Source organism: Deltaproteobacteria bacterium (assembly GCA_017302835.1).
Classification (GTDB): domain Bacteria; phylum Bdellovibrionota; class Bdellovibrionia; order Bdellovibrionales; family Bdellovibrionaceae; genus UBA2316.
In genome coordinates this window covers 1-23,884 of record JAFLCC010000008.1, presented here as the reverse complement: position 1 = coordinate 23,884, position 23,884 = coordinate 1, and the positions used below count along the sequence as shown (strand labels likewise).

Annotated in this window: 27 protein-coding genes and 1 tRNA gene; 17 read left to right on the top strand and 11 right to left on the bottom strand. The window is 36.8% G+C overall.

Features of this window, described 5'->3' with window-relative positions; all coding sequences use genetic code 11:
- Positions 1–74 precede the first annotated feature (74 nt).
- The 6 genes from J0M15_10305 (at position 75) to J0M15_10280 (ending at position 7,235) form a co-directional block, all read left to right on the top strand.
- Positions 75–968, top strand: coding sequence for an energy transducer TonB (locus J0M15_10305; protein ID MBN8537433.1), 894 nt, complete (start codon positions 75–77; stop codon positions 966–968).
- Positions 969–1,203: 235 nt separating this feature from the next.
- Entirely contained in the window at positions 1,204–3,921 is a 2,718-nt protein-coding gene (locus J0M15_10300; protein ID MBN8537432.1) for a pyruvate dehydrogenase, read from the top strand.
- Position 3,922: 1 nt separating this feature from the next.
- Positions 3,923–4,903 carry an A/G-specific adenine glycosylase gene (locus tag J0M15_10295; GenBank protein MBN8537431.1) on the top strand — a complete coding sequence of 327 codons (981 nt, stop codon included), beginning with the start codon at positions 3,923–3,925 and terminating at the stop codon, positions 4,901–4,903.
- Positions 4,904–4,959: 56 nt separating this feature from the next.
- On the top strand, positions 4,960–5,988 hold the full coding sequence (locus J0M15_10290) for a hypothetical protein (protein ID MBN8537430.1): 1,029 nt from the start codon (positions 4,960–4,962) through the stop codon (positions 5,986–5,988).
- The gene (locus J0M15_10285) at positions 5,985–6,521 is read left to right on the top strand and encodes a hypothetical protein (GenBank protein ID MBN8537429.1); all 537 of its coding nucleotides are present in this window, start codon (positions 5,985–5,987) and stop codon (positions 6,519–6,521) included. The genes J0M15_10290 and J0M15_10285 overlap by 4 nt, the downstream gene beginning before the upstream one ends.
- 123 nt (positions 6,522–6,644) lie before the next feature.
- Complete coding sequence (locus tag J0M15_10280; GenBank protein MBN8537428.1) at positions 6,645–7,235, top strand: hypothetical protein; 591 nt, start codon at positions 6,645–6,647, stop codon at positions 7,233–7,235.
- Between the two features lie 9 nt (positions 7,236–7,244).
- Here the strand turns inward: J0M15_10280 and ung are convergent, their stop codons facing one another.
- Complete coding sequence (ung, locus tag J0M15_10275) at positions 7,245–7,931, bottom strand: uracil-DNA glycosylase (protein MBN8537427.1); 687 nt, start codon at positions 7,929–7,931, stop codon at positions 7,245–7,247.
- 238 nt (positions 7,932–8,169) lie between these two features.
- Between ung and J0M15_10270 the strand changes: the two genes are divergently transcribed.
- Positions 8,170–8,514, top strand: a complete 345-nt coding sequence (locus J0M15_10270; protein ID MBN8537426.1) for a hypothetical protein — start codon at positions 8,170–8,172, stop codon at positions 8,512–8,514.
- A gap of 55 nt (positions 8,515–8,569) precedes the next feature.
- On the opposite strand, the gene J0M15_10265 is transcribed toward J0M15_10270, so the two are convergent.
- Both J0M15_10265 and J0M15_10260 read right to left on the bottom strand, forming a co-directional pair.
- Entirely contained in the window at positions 8,570–9,424 is an 855-nt protein-coding gene (locus J0M15_10265; GenBank protein ID MBN8537425.1) for a DUF2817 domain-containing protein, read from the bottom strand.
- 127 nt (positions 9,425–9,551) lie between these two features.
- On the bottom strand, positions 9,552–10,577 hold the full coding sequence (locus J0M15_10260) for a threonylcarbamoyl-AMP synthase (GenBank protein ID MBN8537424.1): 1,026 nt from the start codon (positions 10,575–10,577) through the stop codon (positions 9,552–9,554).
- A 117-nt stretch (positions 10,578–10,694) separates the two neighbouring features.
- On the opposite strand from J0M15_10260, the gene J0M15_10255 reads away from it, so the two are divergent.
- Positions 10,695–11,249 (top strand): hypothetical protein, encoded by a 555-nt coding sequence (locus J0M15_10255; GenBank protein MBN8537423.1) that lies wholly within the window; start codon positions 10,695–10,697, stop codon positions 11,247–11,249.
- A gap of 50 nt (positions 11,250–11,299) precedes the next feature.
- Here J0M15_10255 and J0M15_10250 read toward each other — a convergent pair whose 3' ends face one another.
- The 6 genes from J0M15_10250 to J0M15_10225 form a co-directional block, all read right to left on the bottom strand.
- Complete coding sequence (locus tag J0M15_10250; protein MBN8537422.1) at positions 11,300–13,834, bottom strand: FtsX-like permease family protein; 2,535 nt, start codon at positions 13,832–13,834, stop codon at positions 11,300–11,302.
- A complete protein-coding gene (locus J0M15_10245; protein ID MBN8537421.1) occupies positions 13,831–14,502 on the bottom strand; it encodes an ABC transporter ATP-binding protein in 672 nt (223 codons plus the stop codon). Before J0M15_10245 ends, J0M15_10250 begins: the two co-directional genes overlap by 4 nt.
- 18 nt (positions 14,503–14,520) lie before the next feature.
- Entirely contained in the window at positions 14,521–15,255 is a 735-nt protein-coding gene (locus J0M15_10240; protein MBN8537420.1) for an arylesterase, read from the bottom strand.
- Entirely contained in the window at positions 15,164–15,526 is a 363-nt protein-coding gene (locus tag J0M15_10235; GenBank protein MBN8537419.1) for an RNA-binding protein, read from the bottom strand. Before J0M15_10235 ends, J0M15_10240 begins: the two co-directional genes overlap by 92 nt.
- Before the next feature lie 174 nt (positions 15,527–15,700).
- Positions 15,701–16,186 carry a YajQ family cyclic di-GMP-binding protein gene (locus J0M15_10230; protein MBN8537418.1) on the bottom strand — a complete coding sequence of 162 codons (486 nt, stop codon included), beginning with the start codon at positions 16,184–16,186 and terminating at the stop codon, positions 15,701–15,703.
- A 33-nt stretch (positions 16,187–16,219) separates the two neighbouring features.
- On the bottom strand, positions 16,220–16,699 hold the full coding sequence (locus tag J0M15_10225) for a peptidylprolyl isomerase (GenBank protein ID MBN8537417.1): 480 nt from the start codon (positions 16,697–16,699) through the stop codon (positions 16,220–16,222).
- A 97-nt stretch (positions 16,700–16,796) separates the two neighbouring features.
- On the opposite strand from J0M15_10225, the gene J0M15_10220 reads away from it, so the two are divergent.
- The 7 genes from J0M15_10220 to J0M15_10190 all read left to right on the top strand — a co-directional run bounded on the left by J0M15_10220 (position 16,797) and on the right by J0M15_10190 (position 21,968).
- Entirely contained in the window at positions 16,797–17,321 is a 525-nt protein-coding gene (locus J0M15_10220) for an HNH endonuclease (GenBank protein ID MBN8537416.1), read from the top strand.
- Between the two features lie 18 nt (positions 17,322–17,339).
- Positions 17,340–17,795 carry a GNAT family N-acetyltransferase gene (locus tag J0M15_10215; protein MBN8537415.1) on the top strand — a complete coding sequence of 152 codons (456 nt, stop codon included), beginning with the start codon at positions 17,340–17,342 and terminating at the stop codon, positions 17,793–17,795.
- An 8-nt stretch (positions 17,796–17,803) separates the two neighbouring features.
- A complete protein-coding gene (locus J0M15_10210; GenBank protein MBN8537414.1) occupies positions 17,804–19,447 on the top strand; it encodes a hypothetical protein in 1,644 nt (547 codons plus the stop codon).
- An 8-nt stretch (positions 19,448–19,455) separates the two neighbouring features.
- Positions 19,456–20,712, top strand: coding sequence for an AmpG family muropeptide MFS transporter (locus J0M15_10205; GenBank protein MBN8537413.1), 1,257 nt, complete (start codon positions 19,456–19,458; stop codon positions 20,710–20,712).
- A gap of 54 nt (positions 20,713–20,766) precedes the next feature.
- Positions 20,767–20,857, top strand: a tRNA-Ser gene (locus J0M15_10200).
- Between the two features lie 327 nt (positions 20,858–21,184).
- Positions 21,185–21,580, top strand: coding sequence for a helix-turn-helix domain-containing protein (locus J0M15_10195; protein MBN8537412.1), 396 nt, complete (start codon positions 21,185–21,187; stop codon positions 21,578–21,580).
- Between the two features lie 28 nt (positions 21,581–21,608).
- Positions 21,609–21,968 (top strand): hypothetical protein, encoded by a 360-nt coding sequence (locus tag J0M15_10190; GenBank protein ID MBN8537411.1) that lies wholly within the window; start codon positions 21,609–21,611, stop codon positions 21,966–21,968.
- Between the two features lie 74 nt (positions 21,969–22,042).
- Here the strand turns inward: J0M15_10190 and J0M15_10185 are convergent, their stop codons facing one another.
- The gene (locus J0M15_10185; protein ID MBN8537410.1) at positions 22,043–22,588 is read right to left on the bottom strand and encodes an antirestriction protein ArdA; all 546 of its coding nucleotides are present in this window, start codon (positions 22,586–22,588) and stop codon (positions 22,043–22,045) included.
- A gap of 304 nt (positions 22,589–22,892) precedes the next feature.
- The gene (locus tag J0M15_10180) at positions 22,893–23,267 is read right to left on the bottom strand and encodes a hypothetical protein (GenBank protein ID MBN8537409.1); all 375 of its coding nucleotides are present in this window, start codon (positions 23,265–23,267) and stop codon (positions 22,893–22,895) included.
- Between the two features lie 161 nt (positions 23,268–23,428).
- Here J0M15_10180 and J0M15_10175 point away from each other — a divergent pair, with 161 nt between their 5' ends.
- A complete protein-coding gene (locus J0M15_10175; GenBank protein ID MBN8537408.1) occupies positions 23,429–23,638 on the top strand; it encodes a hypothetical protein in 210 nt (69 codons plus the stop codon).
- A gap of 42 nt (positions 23,639–23,680) precedes the next feature.
- Positions 23,681–23,884 (top strand): hypothetical protein (locus tag J0M15_10170; GenBank protein ID MBN8537407.1); only part of this gene is annotated, 204 nt, incomplete at its 3' end.

Sequence of the window (23,884 nt, the reverse complement as noted above, 5' to 3'; positions counted from 1 at the left end):
ATTATTTGAAAATATTTAATTTTTATCTTCATTTTTTGCAGTTCATTCCGATCTTCCATTAGAGGCAAGCTTCGATGAAAAAAAATTCACTCTATGTATTTTTAATAATTTCATTTCTGGTTCACGTATTTCTTTTGGGTGGAATTTCTTTTTTTCCAGTACCTGCATCCAGGCCCCACCAAGTGGAAGTTGATTATGTTTCGCCACCAGCGCTAGAGAGAATTAAACCCGAGACCTTATCTACAGAAAAAAATCTAAAACAAATCGTGGATCAAACGGACAAAAGTTTAAATACGGAAGAATCGAAAAATGCGAAGTACTTAAGCAAAAACACTCAACGTGTTGAAAAAGAAACTGTTGCCAAAAACCGTGGGGAGTTTAGGAATTCTCCACAACAACAACAGCAGCAACGACATCAACGAGCACAACAAGCTCAACAACAAAAAAACCAACTGGCAAAGGGTGTAAAACAAGTGTTCGATCCCTTAGCTGAGGCAAAGAAATCTTTTAAAGATAGAATGGTGGATACCGTTTCTGGAGAAACTCCTTCAAATCCAAGTGCTTCAGGTTCACCTTCGCAAACCCAGGATTATCTAAAGAATACGGATATTGGCGTTGAGACCATTCTCAATACTAAGGAATTTAAATATTATACTTATTTTAATCGTATCCGTCGTCAACTTTCTCATTACTGGGAACCAAAGGTCCGAGATAAACTCACAAAAATGTTTCGCCAGGGTCGCACCATTGCTTCCAATCAAGATAGAATTACTAAACTTCTTATTATATTAAATCCAGTTGGCATTTTAGTAAATGTTCAGGTGCTAAGTGATTCTGGCGTCAAAGATCTGGATGAGGCCGCCATTGAAGCCTTTAGGTCAGCAGCTCCCTTCCCCAACCCACCCCAAGGCATCGTTGAAGACGATGGCACTGTTAAAATCAGATGGGATTTTATCTTAGAATCATAGAGTCTTAGACTCTTAGAATCATAGAGTCCTGGAGTCTTAGACTCTTCGAAGCTTAGACTCTATTGTCTTTAATTTATTTTTCTTGAAATTTAGTCTTTTTCGATTAAATTCAAAGCGAAAATCAGTTAAAGGCGGACACATGACAACATCATCAAAGACGGCAACTATTAAGAACTCTCCTTCAAAAACTACTTTAGATAAGATCGCATTAAGGGCTCATTATTTAGCAACTCAAATGATTTACCAGGCCAATCACCGTACAGATAAGGTGAAAGGGGATCCAAAAATTGGCGGCCATGCCGCTGGTTCCTCAAGTGCCTTACATATTATGGGAGCTTTGCATTTGCTGGTTAAAACTAGTTTTGATTTTATTGCGAATAAGCCTCATGCCTCTCCTACAGATCACTCTTATAATTATTTATTGAACTTATTATTAAAAGACGATTTTTCTAGATACTCTTTAGAGGATTGCAATACCGCCATGATGGGCCTGCGAAAATATTCTCAAAATGGGGAGCCAGTATTTCAATCCTACCATTCAGCTTTTGATCCAGATCATCATCATTTTTTTCCTTCTGGAACCGTTGGTATCCCACCCGTACAGGCAGGTTACCTGGCTTTAGCTTATCGCTACGCTCAAGAACATGATTATGAAGTCCCTAAGGCCCATTTCTGGGCAGTGACAGGGGATTCAGAATTTCGTGAAGGTAGCATGTATGAAGCGGTTCCTGATTTTGCAGAAAGAGAAATTGGCAATTTAACATGGATCGTAGACTATAATCGCCAGTCTTTGGATGGACATCGTATTACAAATAATAAAATCATGGACGGTACCGATGCTGACCGCATTGAGCGAACGATGGCTGCAAATGGTTGGGAAGTCATACAAGTCAGACATGGTCATAAAAGAAAAGAACTTTTTGCCAAGCCTGGTGGTGAAGCTTTTAAAAACTTATTAGAAAATATCTTGGCTGATTTTGATATTCAAGCATTGCTGTTAGTTAAAGACATGAAGGCTTTAAAAAAAGGACTCGTCAAAGAGCACGCTAATTTAAAAAAATTCATGGATCATGTCACCGACGAAGATCTTTATTTGGCGATCAGAGATTTTGGTGGCCATGATATTATGGCTTTATCTGAAGCCATGGAAGAATCAAAAAAATCTAAGCGCCAACCGACCATTATTATTGCCCATACTCTAAAGGGATGGGGATTGAAAATGGCTGCAGCTCCTGGAAATCACAGCGCGCTCCCAAGCGAAGAAGAAATGGAAGAGCTCAGAAAAAAACAAAATATTACGGGAACGACTTTGTTTGCTCGCTTTGACGAGGCGACTCCTGAATCTAAATTTTTAAAAGATCGGGGAGAGGAGCTTTACCAAGAAATTTTAAGCCAGCACTCTCTTAAAGAAAAAAATAAAAAGTTTTTTACGACCAAATTATTTGAACACGGCAATATTCCAGACTCTTTAGATATAAATACAAAATTAACGAGTTTTCCCCATACTCAATGGATGCTAGGACAGCTAACAGCCAAGTTAACTCGGTTAGCTAATACAGCGGCAACTCAAAAAGAAAAACCATTAACTGATTTTGAAAAAACTTGGAAACTCCCAGGGGAATTAATGATCATGATGGCTCCTGATGTTGGAACGAGTACGAATTTAAATCCAGCTATGGATGGAAAAATTTTTGGTGCTCCAGTGATGACTGATACAGAAGCTGAACTCGGAGCTAAAGAAGACAAAACTCCTGACTTAGTTCCCGGTGAAGAAGTTTCCGACCGGTATTTACGATTTGAAATCGCGGAAGGGAACGTGATGAGCTGTGCCGGCTCCTTTGGTAAATTAAGAGATCTTTTGGGAATTCCAATTATACCACTAATGACCGTGTATGATTTCTTTATTAAAAGGGCTCATGATCAATATTTTTATAACTTATACTGGAAAAGTAGTTTTATTGTTGTGGGCACCCCCTCGGGAGTTACTTTATCTCCTGAAGGAGCCCAGCATGGATGGAAGTCAGATTTCCAGATTCCTAATCAAATTACTTGGGAGCCTTTTTTCTGTTTAGAATTGGATTGGATTTTATGTGATGCAATTAAAAGACATTTAACATTTGATAACGAAGGTCGCAATGGGGTCCTTATTCGTGGCGTGACCCGCGGGATTGAGCAAAAAGACATGATGACTTACCTTAAAAAACAGTCTCGCTTTAAAGCTCAGAAAACATTGCTTTGTCGATCTGAATACTCTTTAGAAGGAGCTACCTCTGAAGATCTAGTTGAATGTTTACCTGATTCTGAAGTCTTAGAAGTCATCAAAAAAGAAGTTCTTGCTGGCGGTTATTATTTAATTAATTATCAAGATTATGCCGGTTATGTTCCTGGCGAAAATGTAATTAATATTTTTGTCATGGGAGCGCTTGCTACTGAAGGAATTAAAGCCTCTGAAATTTTATTGTCTAAGGGTATCTATGCCAACGTCATCGTGGTAACTTCTTCGGATCTGTTATGTGGAATTCAAGGACATATAAACAATTATGATTATTTACGAAACCATTTAGGCATAAATGCTAATTTATATTTAAATCAAAAAGGTGAGCTTAATTCTGAAGATTTAGTCATGATGTCAGGCCAAAGAATACCAATTGTTTCAATACATGATGGAGAACCTGGACTTTTAGACAATCTTGGGTCCATCATTGGCACTCGACAAGAATCCTGTGCCGTTCGAAGACATTCCAAATGTGGAAGACCAGAAGAAATTTATCATCTTCATGGACTTGATGCAGAATCTGTTGTCGATGCCTGCGGAAAAGTTCTTTCAGAAACGACTTTAGAAGGTGTTATTGTAAGCAAAAAAGTTCTTCTCAATGCACAACAATCTCAAGTTCCTGAAACCACTAACTGGAGTGAGTTGTGGCCTAAAAATAATCACACTCAAAGACATTAGGATGAAAGATAAGGTTCAAAGATTAACTTCCTGGTACCTCCAAAACAAAAGAAAATTACCATGGCGTCAAAATAGAGATCCTTATCTGATTTGGATCTCTGAGGTGATGCTTCAACAAACAACTGTCGTCACCGTTATTCCTTACTATGAAAAATTTATTACCCAATTTCCTACGGTACAAAAACTTTCCAGTGCGCCAATTGAAAAGGTTTTAGAATACTGGTCAGGGCTTGGATATTACTCAAGAGCCCGAAATTTGCACAAGAGTGCGCAATTAATTGCAGAAAACGGTTTTCCTACATCTTATCAAGCTTTGATGCAACTCCCAGGCTTTGGTCCCTACACCTCCAGAGCGGTCTCTAGCATTGCATTTGATGAATCCACAGGAGTTTTAGACGGCAATGTGATTCGTGTTTTATCTCGAAACTTTGGTCTAAAATCAAAGTGGTGGGAAAATAAGGTACGCGTGCAGTTTCAAAACTTAGTGGATCAAATTGTAGCCCACGGAAAGGCAAGCATTATCAATCAAGCCCTTATGGAGCTGGGAGCCACAGTTTGTACACCTGAAAAACCCCTTTGCTCTCTTTGTCCTTGGAACAAAGATTGTTTTGCTTTTGCGAATGATCAAACAAAGCTTCTGCCATTGAAAAGACCTAGAAAACCAATAACATTGTGGTCCTTTACTCCCCATTTAGTTGAATTTAAAAATGAGATTTTACTAGTCAAAGATCCAGAATTTCCATTTTTGAAGAAGTATTGGTTTTTACCTGGAGAGTTAAAAAAAATTTCTATAAAACCAAGCCATTATAGATTTAAGCACTCCATCACGAATAACTATATCTATATCCAAGATCCTGAAAGATTTTCTCATAAAATTTATTCTGATGTAGACAAGAAGAATAAACTTTGGACAAACAAAAAATCTATTTCCAAGCACTCCCCCTCTTCAATGACAAAGAAAGTCCTCGAACTCCTAGAATAAGACCCTATCTTATGAAAAATTCTAGTCTCTTTAATAAAACTATTCTAGAATAGAGCATGGTCATTAAGTTTATTTCTTTTATCTTCTTACTGTTTTTCTTTTCCAGCTGCCAAAGCAAGATCCCAAAAGTCGTTATCCCCCCCAAAGATACAGCCCTAACCACCCCCTTAAATCCACCCGCAACAGCACCCAACATTGAACATATTTTTGAATGGAACTGTGATGAGCCTTCATTTTCAGATACAGGTGAACAGCTTATATTCTGGTGTTCCATGCCTGGATTTTTAAAACAACAACAGGTTTTTATTAAAGATCTGTCGACGTCTAAAGTTAAACAAATCACTTTTATCAATGGAAGGATTGCCGGCCCACAGATGGTAAAACAGGACGTCATTGTTTTTTCTTCTGATACGGATAAAATAAAAGAGATGCTGACCCTAGATCCAAATGAATTGGAAAAAGACAATTATTTCGAATTGTATATGTACAATTTAAGTAAAGATGAAATGGTTAGGCTAACAAATGATTCTCTTCCTGAAGGTAAAATAAACTTTATTAATCATATCGATCCTAAAATAATCTATGTAAAAACAACCAACAAAAAAAACGAACTCATCCTTAAAAATTTACAAACCTTGAAAGAAAAAACAATTTATACTACTGATTTCCCGATCCTCGAACTTAAGGTGGATACTTTGAATCAAGTGTTAATTACCGAGGAATTTAATGGAAAAAAGATGATTAAACTTCGTCCTATTGAGAATCAAAAATCTTCTTTAAACGCTGACTCTACCTGGCCCTTGTTTGAAAACACTCAATATAATTTCTATTTCAACGGCAACAACAATTCACTGGAATATCTTGAAAAAAAGGGAAATAAAACCTTCTTTAAAGCCTATAATTTTTCAGACAAATGTGAGAACGAATTATTTATTTTTCAAAATGAAAATGTAAGTCTATTGCAAAGGCTTGCAAATGACTCAACAACTTTTGCTTGGGTAGAAAGAGCAAATGGTATCAAAAAAATTAATCTGGGATCCTTATCCCTAAACACAAAATCTTCCTGTCAAAAGGTTAACCAATGAAAAAAGTACTCTTTTTAGTTTTTATCTTCATTGAATTTGCTCATTCAGCGCCCTTCCCAGCCACCTCGACATCCTTACTGACAGATCCTACAGAGGGTAAGTTTTTTTCATTTCACGGATTTCATTTCAATACATCAAAGCTCCCATGGACTCTTGTTGATGATACAAATTCTTCTCTCTTTGAATCCTTTAAATTTGCTCCTATAGACTCTCAGAAACGAGGATCCGCACAGTTAACCCTCAGAAAAGACACTTTAGGACTAAATAAAAATTTACACCAATATGCAGTCAAATGGATGAAAGAATACCCACAGTTTGGATTTGAAGTCTTGACAACCAAAAATATGAATTTAGGAGGGAGTGAGGCCCTTTTAATTGATTTTATTCATAAAGGTAAGGGCCAACAGGTCAGACAGATCATTCTACGTAAAGAAAAAAAAGTGGTTATAATGACCTGCTCTGATGAGATACAAAAATTTAGATCGACAGTAACTGACTGTAATCAAATGATGACTTCCTTTTCATGGCGTTAACTGGATTTATTAAATAACAATTGCTCATGGAAACTAAAATAAATTTTGAAAATGATGTTTTGGATTTTCATCAAAGTTTGCTAAACTATTGCCAATACAAGTCTGAAAGGGTCTGGAATTGTTTTGAAAACAAATGAGATTGCCATTTTTTTAAATTTATCTAAAAAAATTAACTCTCCTAGAAAAGTTCAACAATTCTTAAAAACATTTAACTATAACAAAAAAGATACCTTAAGATCAGCCATAAGCTGTCTTCAAAAAAAAGAGGCCCATTGCATGGAAGCGGCTATGCTTGCAGCAGCCATACTGGAGCCTTTGGGTTATCCTCCACTAGTACTCAGTTTTGAAAGCCAAGACGAGTTGGACCATGTACTTTTCATTTTTAAGGAAAAAGGCAAATGGGGGAGCATTGGAAAATCTAGAGATACCGGACTGCATGGCCGGGCTCCCCAATATTCAAGCCTCAGATCTCTTGCCATGAGTTACTTCGACCCTTACATCGACAAAACTGGAAAAATAACGGCCTTTCAGATGGCCCACTTAGACAACACAAAATCAGATTGGAGATTCTCAAGAAGAAATGTTTGGAAAGCTGAAAGATACTTGCTAGAACTCAAACATATAAAATTGAAGCCTCAGCCCACTCGCTACAAAAAAGTCAAAGCTCAGTATATAAAAAATGGACCTCTTAAATATGGAAAAAACTGGTGGTGAAAACGATCATCACCAGTTAATTTCTGATTTGTTGTGTTTTTTTAAATATTCATTAGCTTGGGAAAAAGGTTTGCTCCCAAGAAAACCTCGATGAGCTGACAAAGGCGATGGATGCACCGATTCGATGACCTTATGTTTCTCTCGATTGACAAAGCTTGCTTTTTTTTGAGCATAGGCACCCCACAAAATAAAAACTAAATTTTGTGATTTATCATTTAATAATTGAATTATTTTATCTGTAAATCGCTCCCAACCTTTTCCCTGATGAGAGGCGGGTAAACCCGCTTCCACTGTTAAAACACTATTTAAAAGTAGAACTCCTTGATCCGCCCAGTAAGAAAGATCCTCTTTTACTGACGGTGCTCTTCCTAGATCAGAATGAATTTCTTTAAAAATATTCATTAAAGAAGGCGGAGGCCGCACAGAAGCAGGCACACTGAAACTCAATCCATGGGCCTGCCCAGGCCCATGGTAGGGATCTTGCCCCAATATCACCACTTTCACTTTATCAAAGGGAGTTCGATTTAATGATTCAAAATAATGAGCCGCTTTGGGAAAAATCATCTTGTTTTGATTTAACTCAGCTTTAAGAAAAGAACGTAAATTCTTCATATAATCGTTCTCAAACTCAGTAGCTAATAGCGTGTCCCAAGATGGATGTAGCTTTCTTTGTGGAGATTTCTGAAGTTCAACCACGGTAACCCCTATTCTCAATATGAGATAACAAATCTATTTATTCTAATTAATTTAGTCTAGGTAAATATTTATTTAAAATAGACTAGTCGAAATTTAACCCCCTAAATAAGTATGATATACTCATCATTAAGGAGGCAATATGTCGACGTTAAAGGCAAAAAAGAGCGCCCCCCACTCAAAGCGATCTAAATTGAGACTTATCAACAATTCCGAGAATAACATACTAAGAACTGAACATATGATTCAGAATAACCTCGATGTGAAGTCGTTTATTTATCAACAAATTGCAGAGTTCCAACCTTTTGTTACCCCAACGACTGTCGCAGCTGTCGTTGCAAAAGATCCATTTAAATTGAGCCATATCGAATTAAATCATGCTAATTTACATCGGATTTCTATTCATTTACGAGATAACGATTCACAAATTCACGAAGAGGCAGTCCACGAGAATATCTTTGAAGCCATTAGATTAGCCAAAGTAAAACTCCTAGGCCGTTTAGTTGAAATACAGGACAAAGTGATCAGCAAAGAAGACCGCATTGAAGAACTTCATTTAGCCTTACAAAATAATCAGAAACATTAGCCCGGACATTTCATCAGATTTCTGCTGCAATATCCGGGTTAGGGGGCTTATTGTTTTACATTTCATGCTTAACGAGGGAACCGATAACGTCCTGAAGATCCTCTAGTGTTTTATTGGTCGCTGGAAGCGAGTCTTTCAATTCCATAGTTAGTACTGGCGTTTTTCTTTCTGACCACATGTAACGTCCTAGGCTTCCAGGAAAATGCCCTAAGGACCTCCATGGCAAATAAGAAAACTTAGGAGGAGAAACTTTAGGTCCATCAAAATCTAACACATTTAACGGTGTATGAATTGAAATAATAAAATCAGGTTTAAAATCTTCTATGTGCTTCAAAGCACATTTTGTTTCTGGCTCACTCGCTGAATTTTCCCCCGGATATCTTCGAGGATTGCTGTTAGAACTGATTTTCCAATACTTCAATGCTAAATCATCCCAATCTTTTGTCGGGAAGTTTCTATTTAAATCGATCTTATTGGCATTGTATCTGGTTTTCACCTTAACACCATCTGGATTTAAAATAGGAACAACTCGCCAGTGGTTTCTGGGCTCTATGGATTCCAACCGATTTAACCAAAATCTTGCAACGGTTCCAGCCGGAGTTTCATCTCCATGAATCAATGAAAAAACAAGAATCTTTTTAGTCTCATTGGTTTGACCCTTTTTTTCATAATGAAAAATCTTTTCGCCCTGAACGCTGATACATTCTGGCAATTGTAATACTTTTTCGCAGGTATTTTTCAATTTCAGCAAATCACTCTGTCCTGGAAACTTTATAAGAGAATCAAAGCAAACTTGTTTCAAATCAAGTTGAGTGTTCTGTGGCGAAACCACTTTGGTTTCGTTTGCAAATACGAATTTAATAGTTGCCGTAACAATAAAAAAAGTAATAAGTGTTAATTTGATATTCATAGCTTCCTTGCACTCTTGAAAGTTCATAATATCCTGCAAACTTAATAAAGTGATAAGAAAAAATAACAAATATTGACACGTTGAATTCAGAAGGGGTGCTGAGGTCCATGTTTAGCTGAAGGTGGGACTAATAGTGTAAACTAGCAGCTTTATTCAATCTTTCTAGAAACCCTTCCCAAGCCTCTGTCTCCATATAGTCTTTTTTTTGAAAAATAAGAATGTCGTCGTTTTTTTCTGAAGCTTCTTTCAAGGTACTATAAAGCTCCCTACAGGCCAGGACAGGGTCTTGATTAAAGATAATTTCGGTCCAATTTTTAATAGATCCCTTTGGTTTTCTAATTTTTACTCCATCAATCTCATCAGGAATTTTATTAAAATCTTTTTCAACATCTTGGATCATTTCTTTAAAATCTAAACGCTGACTTAAAAAAATTAATGGCGTCTGAGGCATATAATGGTGCTTCATATGCCCTGGGGAATTTCTTTTGTCTGTTCCTTCGATAAACTTAAATATTCCAGAAAACTCTTTTAGGGACCTTTCTATCATCGACTTTGTGATAACACCTTTTCTCAAAATGCAAATTTCAATTTGTTTGGTTAATTGATTCTCTTCTAATTTCATGACTGTGGATTCGATACCCACTTGGCAATCTCCTCCATCCAAAATGAGTAGCGACTCAGAATTAAATTCATTTTGTACATGGAGGGCTTTCGTTGGGCTGGTATGACCAAAAAGATTTGCGCTAGGGGCGGCTAAAGGAATTTTAACTTCCTTTAAAAATTGAAGAGCCAAGGGATGGTTAGGCATTCGAATCCCAACAGAATCTAATCCAGAAGTGATTAATGGGTTAACTTGACTCGTTTTGGGAAGAACCAAAGTGAGAGGCCCAGGCCAAAATTCTTGGATTAATTGATGCAAAATAGGTGACTCAAAATGGGTCAAACTTTTTAATTGATCTATATGGTAAATGTGTACAATTAAGGGATCAAAAAACGGTCGTTGTTTAAGTGTAAAAATTTGTTTAATTGAATCAATTTGATCAATTCTTGCAGCCAGGCCATAAACTGTTTCCGTAGGAATTACAACAGGGCTTCCTTCATTAATTTTTTTTAACAGTTTATCAAAGGCTTTTTTACTCGGAGCTAAAATCATCACTTTTTTGTAACATTTTAAGTATTCTCAATCAAGGGCAACTTCCAAAGTCGATTTGTGTTTATATGTTTTTTCTTCTACAATAAATACAGCCAAAGGTAACGTTAGGAGACTTGAGTGAAATTTATAATTCTTTTTTTTGGATTGTTAATTTTTTCTCACACTGCAATTGCCGATCAGTTTTCTTTCAGAAATAGAATTCATTTTACTCAGGGTCGTTTTAAGATTGATAAATTAAAATATAAATATATTAACTCTAAATCCGTCAGCATTTTCAAAGGAAAAAAAAATCAGTCCTTTGAAATTGAGGCCATAAAGTCGAAAGATTTAACTTTTTATACTTTAACTGTAAAACGAGGCGATTCGATCGTATTGATAATTAATGATTTTGCTGTCATGTCTAAAACATCTAAAATTAGAATGCTCAAAGAAGGTTGGATTGAAGATGTTAATAACGACGGCTATTTTGATATCGTTCAAAGAGAAAAAACATTTATTTCTAATAGAAATCCGGCCTCTAACGACTATACTAACGATAAATTAAGAATCAAAGTCTGGGATACCAATGAAAATATATTTATTGAAACGGATCCCTTCGATGCCAAATACAAAGCAGCTCTTAAAAAATATAACTTTAAGTTATATACTCTAAGTAAGGGAAAAATTATATAAGGTTCAGCAAAGTATTCTTAGGTCCCTACTAGAAATAAATTGGACAGTTCCTAACCTTCATTTAAAATACGACTTGATTTCTCTTTTAAAATTTTAAAACTTACGGCCCAACAAAGAATAATGCTGATCAATGATACCCCCAATATTAAGAAAACGGAGTCAGCTATTTCAAAAGTGAATGATGTTTGAAATAGCACCTTTACAAGAATATAACTTATCATAAAACTGATAAGCACTCCTAACAGAGCGGCTAAAAAAGTTATTAAATTAAATTCTAAAACAACATAAAGTAACATATCCCAAAAATTAGCGCCTAAAATTTTTAGAAAATTCATTTCCCATCTACGTTCATGTAGTTGCAAATAAATAATTGATGATAAAATAACAAATCCGGTGATCATTGTAAGTAGAGACATCAATTGTATGGAAAAAGTGATTTGGTCAGCAAGACTTAAAACATCCTTCACAAGCATTCTGACGTCAAAAATAGACAAATTTGAAATATTCATTGAAATATCAGAAATTAATTTATTTGTGGTTGTTTGATCCACATTATTTACAATTCCAATAAAGGACTTAGGTGCATCGGTTAACACACCCTCGTCAAAAGAAATAAAGAAATTAGGCTGAAATGAAATCCATTTAATCCTGCGAAGATTTATAATTTTAGCAACAAGCTCAACCCCTTGAATATCAAATGTAATCCTATCATTAATTTTCAACCCAAGTCGTTCGGCATATTTATATTCTACAGACAAACCAGGAATCTCATCTTTGTATTCACTGAACGGAACTCCTTCAACGATTTCCTCGACTTTAGAAACTTCATGTCGGTAAGTAAGATTGACGCCCCTATTTCTAAACCGAGCTTCCCTTTCTTCTTCCCTAGTTGAAAAAACTCCAGAATTAAGTTTTCTTTCATAGGGATTATCATTAATCTTTATAATTCGAGCTCTGATAAGAGGCGACAAATTATCTAACTTTTTATTATTTTTTATCAATATATCTTGTAATGGTTTAATCTGTTCTTCTTGAATATCTATGATAAACATAGACGGCAAGGAAGAATTTTCAGAAACCATAAATTCATTTTGAATCGATTTCTTTACTTGTGGTAAAATATTTAACAATAAAGCACTTAAAGTAATACAGCTAAAAATAATGATTGAAGACGCCTTTTTTCTAACTATTGATTTGACGCTGTATTTTAATATCCAATTTTCAAAATGAATAAGATTTAGGATTCCAATTCCAAAAAAAGCTAAGGCCATTGAAACAATTGTAACTCCTATAAGTGATAATATAAAAATACCACTCATATAAAATGATCTCGTTAAATAGAAGGAAAGCATACCAATAAGAAAAACACTTAATAATTGTGGTATTCGAGAACGAAAACTAATATTTAAATTCATTTTTTCTTCACTGAATAACTTGGCGGGACTGATTTTTTCAAGAGAAAGCAGAAAAGGAATAGCAACCATAAAGCAGGTCAAGAGCACAATGAGAAAGCTGAGGGCTATCACATAATTTGGGATTGTCACCGTTAAATACATCGATAGTGTTTTTTCGAAAAAAAAACTTAGTACAGGAATAAAGGCTCGGGCGCCTAAGTAAGATAATAAAATGGTTATCATACTTAGGAAAAAAATTTGATACCCAAATAATTTTCTTAGGCTCATTTTACTTAGCCCAAGACTTTTGTATATGGCATAATCTTTGATTTTTTTAAATATGAAAACTTGATACAAAAAATTAGTTCCTAGCGCTGAAAGTAAAATGGAAACAATGGCAATTAAATTTAAAAAATCTGTTAAAAAGCCCAATTGTCTTGCAGAGTCTTTAGACGCTGTTTCTGATGTTTCAATCTGAATAGCCGGGTCTTCAATGGCTTTCAACATTTCATTCAACAAAACTTCTTTATTAAATGGTTCCTTCAATTTAAAAAGATAAGACTCACTAAAGGTACTTCCGAATTTTAATAAATCAGATTTGTCTAAAAGTTTTTGATGAATAAAAATTTTTGGGGCAATCCCTACAAACTTAAATGTCTGGGTTGTGTCCTTAACAATGAAGTCTTCAACGTGAAGATTTAGTTTTCCCAGTTTGACTAATTGAAATCTTTTTAAAGAAAGAATTTCTTGCAACTCACTATATAAAAATATTTTTTCTTCAAGAATTAAGTTTTTATTATTAGAAAACGGACCCGGAGTGTACTTTAATTCTAAGTTACCATATAAGGGATAATTTTCGTCAATAGCTTTAACTGATACTAAATGCGATTTATCTTCCGTTTTAAGCATGGCAATAAATTCAACAAAATAAGAAGTGGCCACTGTTTTTATTTCTAACCTATCTAGTACTTTTTTTGCTTTTTCAATTTCAACAGGGTTAATTTTTTTTCTGGCATTTATTGATAGATCAGCAGAAAGAATTTGTTTCGCGTTTAATTGTATTTTGTTCTCTATGGAGTTTTGAAAAGATAATAAGCTAATAAACCCAATAAAACCAAAAGATAAATTGAAGCTAAAAATCAAACTCCACTGCCATTTTCTAATGATTTCTTTTAATGCATAGATAATCATTTAATTTTCTCGAATTTACCTTGGCTTAATCGATATACTTTATTACATACTTGAGCGAGCTCCATATTGTGGGTAACTAATAAAGTAGTGATGTCATATTTTTCCACAATTTGCATAAAAAGACTCATGACTTTGGCTCCTGTTTCCTGATCTAGATTCCCACTGGGCTCATCGGCTAGTATCACTTTAGGTGTTGTGACTAAGGACCTTGCGATAGCCACACGCTGACATTCTCCGCCGCTAAGTTGAGAGGGAAAATGATCCATTCTTTTTTCTAAACCAACTTCTGTTAATAATTTAACGGCTTTCTCTTTTGCCTCATGGGACTTTGTACGGATGATTTCAAGTGGAAGCATCACATTTTCAAGAGCTGTTAAATGAGATATCAAATGATATTGTTGAAAAACGATACTTAAATTTTGAGATCTAAATTTGGTTAGTTCTTCTTCTGTCAATAAAACAATATCTGTTCCATTGATTTTAATATTTCCTGAATTGGGTTTTTCCAGGCCAGCCATAAGAGTTAAAAAAGTGGTTTTTCCACTTCCAGATTGTCCAACAATGCCAATCTTCTCGCCTTTAACTGCGGTCAAATTTAAATTATTTAAAATGGATATGACATTTTGATTTTGAATAAAACTTTTGTTTAAATCGACGACTTCTATCATTGAATCATGATAGCATCATTATTTTAAATAGGGACGAATAAAAGTATAAACTTCTTCAGAAACTATCTGATGACCTTTTTCGTTTGGATGGATTCCGTCTGGCAAATTCAAATCAGGTTTTCCTGCTATCTTTAATAAAATAAATGGCATTAATATTATGTTATTCTTTTTTGCTAACTCGACAAATATTTTTTTAAAGTTGTCTGAATAGTCTTTACCATAATTTGGAGGAACAAAAATTTCGCCAAGAATAATTGGGATTTTTTCTTTTTTTATAAGATCGATTGCATCCTGGATGTTTTTCTTAACAGATTCAACATTGAGGCCTCTGAGTCCATCGTTTGCCCCCAAAATGACCACAAAAAGAGACGGTCTGTTCTTATCTTTTAAAATCCAGTTAATTCGACCTTTAGCTGAGGCTGTTGTGGATCCACTGATTCCAGCATTAATCACTTTCCACTTCAGTTTTTCAGATTTTATTTTCTCTTGAAGGAGAAAGGTGTAGGTTGAACTGATCTCAACACCATACCCTTCTGTCAACGAATCCCCCAGAAACACAATTTTTTTTTCAATGGAATCTTGGGGAATATTTTGAGCATAAATCAAATTTAGAAGTGGCCAACAAAGGGCCACAACTATTCGAGATAGAAATAATATAAATTTAGTAATCACCTGATCTTGGACCACGGCCACCGCCGCCTCCATAACCTCCACCACGACCGCCACCGCCTCTTGAGCCTCCAAAACCTCCACCGCCACCTCTGCGGGGTCTGTCTTCCTGTGGTCTTGCCTCAGAAACATTCATATTTCTGCCGCTTAAGTCAGTCCCATTTAACTTTTCAATAGCTTGATCTGCTTCAGAATCCACTGCCATTTCAACAAAACCAAAACCTTTGCTTCTGCCAGTTTCTCTATCTGTGATAATTTTAGCTGAATCAACGGCTCCGAATTGTGAAAATGTTGATGACAGCTGCTCTTCGCTCACGGAAAATGATAAATTACCTACGTAAATTTTTTTCCCCATGAATCCTCCCTTTCTCTTTCTTACCTTTTTTTAGGTACACGTTTTGTACACTGCACCTATTTTTCAAATTGTTTTTATTGTTTCTCTTTTTGTTTCACTTTGCGTATTTTTTGTAAAAATAAGCTTGGTTAGGCTACACAAATACATTTGAAAAGTCTATCGCTTTTCAACACTCTAAGACCTCATGTTATTAAACTGCAAGGGAATGGCAAAATTAGAACTTTTAATGACAGCCATACTTGCCTGGAGTTCATCAATGCTTTTTGAAGTGACTCGCACTTTTTCGTCAACAATCTGAGGCTGGACTTTTAGCTTGGCATCTTTGATGAGTTGCACTAAATCTTTTGCCTTTTCTTTTTCGATTCCCTGAATCAAAGTAATTTTTTGTTTTAACATTCTGCCGCCCGCTTCAATAATTTTATCAAATTTTAAGGCCTTAATGTCTATTCCTCTGCGAAGCAACTTTGTTTGCAAAATATTTTTGATGGCATCAACCTTGTATTCATCTTCCGCTGAAATATTAATTTCCTTTTTTTCCCAAAGAATTTCTGCCTTGGACCCTTTAAAATCATATCGCCCTTCAACTTCTTTTCTAGCTTGATTTACAGCATTGTCAATTTCTTGAATCTCAATTTCAGACACAATATCAAATGATGGCATTTACTTCTCCTTGATTTACCTTATTACCTAAATTTAATGATGACTCATATTTCCATGTAATCCATGCGCGTGCTTGTGAGAGATCTCAGCAGGTGTTGCTTCGCGCACAAGTACCACTTCGATATCAAATTCGAGTGATTGTCCAGCGAGAGGATGGTTTCCATCAAGAGTGATCTTCTCTGGAGTCATTTTAATAACTCTTACCACTTTAATTTGATCTTTTAAATCTAATTGCAAATAAGATCCAACTTCTAAATCAGGTATATGTGCAAATTCAGAACGATCCACATCCATAACTAGATTTTCTTTTTGAGGCCCATAGGCTTCCTCTGTCGACAGCACGATTTTTCTTTTGTCTCCCTCTGAAAGAAGTAAAATTTGCTTCTCTAAGGCAGGAATAATTTGACCGGCACCTTCTAAAAAAGGCAAGGGATTGTTTTCATCTGAGACATCCAGAACCTCGCCATTAGCGGATCTTAGCGTGTAACTAAAAGCAATAACTTTAGGATTCATAAATTTTCCTTATCGACAGTCTATAAATCATAGATCCCCCTTGAAATGCAATAGAAAACAGCAGTATAATCAAAGGATACTATGTCATGGGGGTTTAATGAACTTTAGGTCTTTGTTATTGAATTCCAGTTATGAGCCAATGCGTATTGTGACATGGCAAAAAGCAATTGTTCTTTGGTTTCAAGAAAAAGTAGAAGTTTTAGAATACCATTCTTTCTATGCCCGATCCGCAAAATCTAAATTTCCTTTACCAAGTGTTTTAAAATTGAAGTCTTATATCCGACAAAAGAATAGAAATACAGTTCGATTTTGTAGAGAAAATGTTTATTTACGAGATCAATACAAGTGCCAGTATTGTGGCGATTTGTTTCACCCGAGACAGTTAACTTTGGATCACGTCATTCCCGCTTCAAAAAAAGGTGAAAAAAGCTGGACCAACGTCGTAACAGCTTGCAGAGAATGCAATCAAAGAAAAGCAAACCGTACCCCTTCTCAAGCGAAAATGCCTCTCTTGGCAGAGCCAAAAATGCCACATTGGTTACCTTTTGTGGATTACGAATTCAAGCGTGGACAAATTCCAGATAATTGGCTTCAATATTTAAATATAGAATTATCTTTCTAAAAATTCTATATTTAAAAAATGATATCAAACTACAAAATTGATTTTATCACCAAAGAACAAACATTAGATCTTCGACAAAGAAGCTTGAGGCCTTTTTTAGCAAAACCAGAGTGTCAGTACCCTGAAGATGGAAATACTGAAACTAAACATTTCGGTTTGTTTTATAATGGAAACATTGTTTCTATTGCAACCATTTTCCCACAATCTTATTTTGAGTTTTCGTCTGGAAATCCATATCGTCTTAGGGGGATGGCAACGGATTCGAATTTTCGAGGTCAAGGGTTTGGTAGTTTTGTTTTAATGACCGTCTTTGATTATTTAAAAGTAAAACGCTGTGACTTATTGTGGTGTCATGCCAGAATAAGGGCCACTTCTTTTTATAGAAGCAATGGCTTTCTTCCCCATGCACAGGTATTTGATGTTCCTCAAACTGGTCCTCACCAACTGATGTATAAAAGAATAATCCCAAAATAGGAAAAACGATGAGAACACCGCAACAAATTTTAGTTAAGCATCTCACTAATATTATCGGAGAAACTAATGGAGTGAGTCTGAAAAACACTTTAGACTTACTGCTTACTTCTAATTTACAAAAACATCATGATGCCTTTAATTTGGTAAAAGAATTTAGAGAGCTTATCGATTTATTTCAAATAAATAAAATTTCAATCACACAATTACTAGACCATCCCGTTTCAGATGCCTTGTTTGATTTTTTTAAGAATTTTCCCTTAAAATACAAGGAAGAGCATATTCATTTAACGGGTGCCATAACTGCAGATTTTATTTTTCCAAAAATTGAAAAGCTCTTGGACGGTCCAAATAGAAAAATTTACGAAGATAAGCTCAAGGAAGTTTATGGCTTACAAACCCTTTCATTAAATTCTCCCAGTGATATCGACAAGCTCATTCGCCTTAAAGAAGGGGAGGGGTTTTCAACTTATTTAAAAATATTATATTTACCTCAGTTAATTTTTATTACCAGAGAAGTACATGCGGAAGCGGCTTTCCATTTAGCTACTGAACTTTATACGAAATATAATGTTGGACAAGTCAGGCTCAAATTTTCATTATCCAGATCCTCTTCCAGTACCTCTGAACAGATTCCTGGCGTCCAAAATATAACTCCCGAAGACGTGGTTCTGGGCCTATATGATGGTTTTATGAAATTCAAATCAGCTCATCCAGATTTTAATTTTATATTGTCACCTTCTTTCAGAAAAGAATTACATCACTTTGACCCTTTGCGATTTAAATCCAGGAAAGCTCATTTTATGGCCCAAGTTAATGAGTTGGTGCATATGCTTGATAAATATCCCTTTTTAGAACCTTATTTAACTGATGTTGATACCGTTGGCGACGAAAAGGAGTTGTATAGAAAGGAACATTTTAACGAATTACAATCTGGATTTAGAAAACTCCAATACCGTGGTTTCAAAATACGTTCCCATCATGGAGAAACCTTTCATACGCTTAAGAAAGGGATTCAAGCTGTAGATAATGCCATGAATATTTGGCACATTGATACCTTGGAGCACGGAATAAGTTTAGGCATAAATCCAAATTACTATTTTCATCGCCTCTATCAAGAGGTGATCAAAAAAAATAAATCGTCAGAAGCTCTAGATAAAACAGATTCTGTCGCTCATGAACTGGCAGAACTTGATTGGGGAAGTAAACGCACCGTTTTAGATAAACTTATTAATGGAGTTCCCTTGTCTCCAGAAGACGAAATTTTATTTTTAAAAGCAAAGTTTCACACGGCTAGGGAGGTCGAACATTATCAACATGATGTTTTAAATCGACTCTTACAAAAAGGTGTTACGTTAGTATCACTGCCTTCTTCGAATAATAAATTAACTGGAAGATTTACTGACTATAAAGACCATCCCTTTTCCTGGTGGGAAAAAAAGGGGGTTCAATTAGGTGTCGGCACTGATAACTACATCACACTGAATACAAATTTTATTCAGGAAATGCTTATTTTGCTATTTACTGATCCTGATGATTTAAAAATTACAAAGTTGTTAATGGTCACAACCGGTGAACAAAGAAGACCTTACATCAGTCATTTGTTGTGGAAAATGCACAAAATAAATCACCTACAAGCCATCCATTCAATTTAAGGGAAGAAATGTCAGCTACAAAAAAAAATATTATCCAAGAATTATTTAGCAAAAAAATGTTGATCTGTTTATTGCTTGGATTTTCCAGCGGACTCCCTTTGCTTTTGACCGGAGGCACTTTAAAACTATGGCTTGCTGAAGCCAAAGTAGATATTACTACGATCGGTTACTTTAGCTGGGTAGGCATGATGTATTCCTTGAAATTTATTTGGTCACCTTTACTTGATTCCCTTTCCATTGGGAGCTTTGGCCGAAGAAGATCCTGGATAGTCCTAATGCAAATAGGGCTAGTGGCGTCGATATTCATGTTAGGCCAGCTAGATCCTGCAAAATCAATTTCCACAATGGCCTTTGTGGCTCTTCTAGTTGCCTTTTTCAGTGCCACACAAGATATTGCCATTGATGCCTTTCGTAGAGAATATCTAGATGAAATTGAACTTGGACTTGGCTCAACAATGACAATGTATGGGTACCGAATAGCCATGCTGATTTCTGGGGGGTTAGCCGTAGCCATGGCTGATCATTTCAGTTGGCAAATCGTTTATTTAATCATGGCTCTTTTAATGTTTTTGGGAATCATCGCCACTTTTTATGCCCCAGAACCTCCTCCATTTGAAATTAAGGATAAAAGTTTCTATAACTCTGTCATTGGTCCATTTAAAGAATTTATTTCCCGAGACGGTTCCCTTGTCATTCTTCTTTTTGTTTTACTTTTCAAATTAGGTGATGCTCTCTCTGGCTCAATGTTAAATCCTTTCTATAAAGAAATGGGCTTTGAAAAAACCGATATTGGTTTAATTGCTAAAACATTCGGTTTAGCTTCTTCACTCGTTGGGTTATTTATCGGTGGAGTTGTTATCTATTATATTGGAATTCTCAGATCCTTATGGATTTTTGGAATCCTTCAGGCGTTATCTACTGGTTCTTTTGCGCTCATTACTTATGTAGGCCCAGAACGTTGGGCACTGGCCTTAACCGTGATTTTTGAAGATGTCTCTTCGGGTATGGGATCTGCTGCTTTTGTGGCCTATATGGCTTCCATTACGAACCGGCAGTATACAGCAACTCAGTATGCCATCTTATCGAGTATAGCCACACTCGGAAGAAATTTCTTTTCGGGGTTTTCGGGCCATATGGTTAAAGCCCTCGGCTGGGGAAATTTCTTCTATACTTGTGCCTTGATTGCCCTTCCTGGATTAATTTTCTTAGTAATTATGACTAAAAAATATCCCAATAAAGAAGCAACTATTCTTAAGCAGGTATAAATTAAAACTTGTCTTTTTTTTTTGCTAAAGGTAACTACTAAGACGATTTCAATCGGAGGGTTGGGAGAGTGGCTGAATCCGTTCGCTTGGAAAGCGAATTTACGCCAAAAGCGTAACGCGAGTTCGAATCTCGCATCCTCCGCCATTTTACACCTAAGTAAAATGAAATTTCGGACCGCTCGCAGATGACTCAAGTTTCACATTCTTAACTCCGCGAAAATTAAAAAGAAAACAGCAATTACAAAGAGATAAAGTTTAACGAGCGATTCGGTTCGATTTCGTCCATCGTCACGCGAGAATACGCCAAAATTCCTGAGTTATGCTATTTCAGTGCTACTTTTGTGCTACGAAAAAATAGAAAAATTCAGGAAGTTGGAAAGCTGGAAACCACCAGCTAACTTCTCAAAACAACAGCGTTTCGTAGTTTCCAAGTTCGATGTCTGGAAAGCATCAACCAAAGGAGACAAGAAACATGCAGCCAGCAACCAAAAACAAAAATGAAAGTGTCGCAAATGTTCTAAAGCGTTTGCGCGAAAACGCACGTCTGACGACACGTCAGGCCGCCTCTATAGTGGGAGTCACCCACACAACGATTAGCCATTTTGAAAATGGCAAACGCGCCGTTGAAGGTTTTCGAGTGGAGCAAATGGTGCGAGCCTATGGCTACACGATGGAGCAGTTCGACAAGATCGCAGGCAACAAGACAGTTCTCAGTTTTAAAGACGACTGTGTATCAATGATTGGTTTCATGGATGATGAACAACTCGCCGCCATTCGTGCAGTCATGTCTCAGATTTTGAGGCGACCAAAAAGCCAAGGCGTTATCGAAATCAAGGGCGATGTATCGCAAGAAACTCAAACGAACTAACAAAATATAAAATTAAACGGAGCAAACAATGGAATCTAAAAGCACAAAAACAAATTTAAAGTCGAATCAAAAACCCAAATCAATTCGCATCAATCCCGAGGTCCAAAAGAAGGCAGAAAAACTTTTGCTTTCCGCAAATAAGAAGAAAGCCGGTCGCAAGATTAAGGTCGATCAATTGCTAAGTCTTGCACTTGATCTTGTGTCTGACGAACACATCAAAAAGCTGCAAGATCAGTCCTTGTCGAACGAAGACCGCAAAGAGCAACTGCGACATCGGTATATAGAAATCCGTGGACCTATCTCCCGCGATGAGTTCACAGGCTTCATGCTTACAAAAGAATTTTCTGGGTTTCTGGTAGAGCAATCGCAAACTGCGAATGCTGCATAAACGAAAAGGCGGACTGCACGAAAATGCTGTCCGCACTGAATCCTTCCGTCGAGGAAAAAGTAGAAAGTACGCCTCTAACAATTACGATAAACGTAGGTCTGACAATTGTGCCGTGTGAAAGAAAAATCCCCACCTAAATGGAGGTCGCGGGCGTAGCTTTCATAATCAAAATAGTTTTGAGCCCAGGCTGGAAGTTCGCTCAGTTGCCCTGATTCTTCGAGCAGTTTAAATGCGAAGTCAGTCTCAGACTCAAAAGACCCCTGCCACTGTTCTAAAAACATTTCTTCAAGTTCCGAAATTTCAAAGTAGCTACCATCTTGGTTCTGATACCAGATCGAAAATGGTTCGCCATGTGCGACAATCAGTTTTGCAAGAGTTGAAACGCGCTCTATATCGGGACACTCTCTTAGAGAAATAGAATTGAAGCCTTCGCAGTCGTGGACTGCCCACTCTTCGGCGCGGGATTCCGGCGATCTTTCCAACATAGATTTGATGTCGGCCAGAATTTCGTGTGTTTCTCGGTCAGCATTGATCCATTCGCCATGCAGTTGTCCTGCGTTGTAGGCTGCTAAACATGCGACGTAAATTCGAGGACTGGTTTGTTGTTCTTGGTTTTTCATGAATTCTTCTCCTTCTATGGTTTATAAAAACATTTTTCGCCTGCCAGGTACGCCCCAAGCTTGCTTGGCGGGGGAAAAATTAAGAGTGATTGGCGCGGATTGCTCGAATTCTCGCTTAGGCCCGTGAGGGCCGATCATGAGGCATGACAGACTCGAAGGGGCTGGCGGGACTCAGTGAAAAGAGAAATCGAATTTGCAAGACGTGAAAAGCGCGATTCGAAATGAAATCAAAATTGCGAAGCAAGTTTGTCTATTGTGAGTATTTAAACCTGGAAGCAAATGCCTCCAGGTGATCTCGAACCGCTTATGCGGTCTTAGACTTTGGAGTGTATTCGGCTCCAATGATTTGTTTGTAGTAGTTAACATGCTTTGAAATACGAATTCCAAGAACGCTGTGGACAAGGTAATTGCAGTCTTGACTGAGAAAAATCACGGGTCGAGCAACTAAGCCGTAGATATTACGACGAGTGGTCTCTGACGATTGAACTGACTCCTTCTTTTCGAAAGGAAGTCCAAGAATTTTTTTGTAGAGATTGATGGGCATTTCTATTTTTAGATCTGCTCCCAAGCGGTGCGTGATACTGCCACGATCAGAGTTGAGATATACTTGCGGGTTTGCGCTGAATCTTTGAGTGATTTGTGTTGCTTGAACGGGTTTATTTTGAACTATGTTTTCCATGATTTTCTCCTTGTGAAAGTTATTTTGTTTTTGGCTTCGCTCTCTATCGAGTGGGCCTTTCACAAAGGGCAAGGCCACGAAGAGAGAAGTTTGAGAGAGCGAAGGCGTTTGCCCCGACCGACACACGAGAGCACCCGAGAGGTGCGGTAGGGGCAGAGGGCGTGACAGGAAAAAGCCGCTTGGCCCTGGCGCAGACCGATGCGAAGGGAGGATTAGGAAAACGCTATAGCGAGCGATCTTACAAAATAACTTTCCGTGGAGACACTTTTTCAAACCAGATTCAAAACTGCAAAAGGTTCGATGTCATCCAAGCGCTTAAGCTATCTCAGACTGAAGTGAAAAAAATGGTTAGTGCTTGTCCCACAATGTGACTCCTTCTCCTGCATTTCGGCGGGGGTAAAAGGAGATCACATATGGAACAAAATCAAAATAACTACATTACTCTCGAAATGAATTTTAAGTTTCAGATGTTATGTCGAGCACCACATACCATCTGTTATGGTAAGCGCTGGGTTATGTGGACTGTGCTTCTGGTAAAGCTGATTTCAAGTCTTTGCGGCCATTTCACTCCACATAATCCTGATCCCGCACTTCCACCAACAGGCATCTCAGGTTAT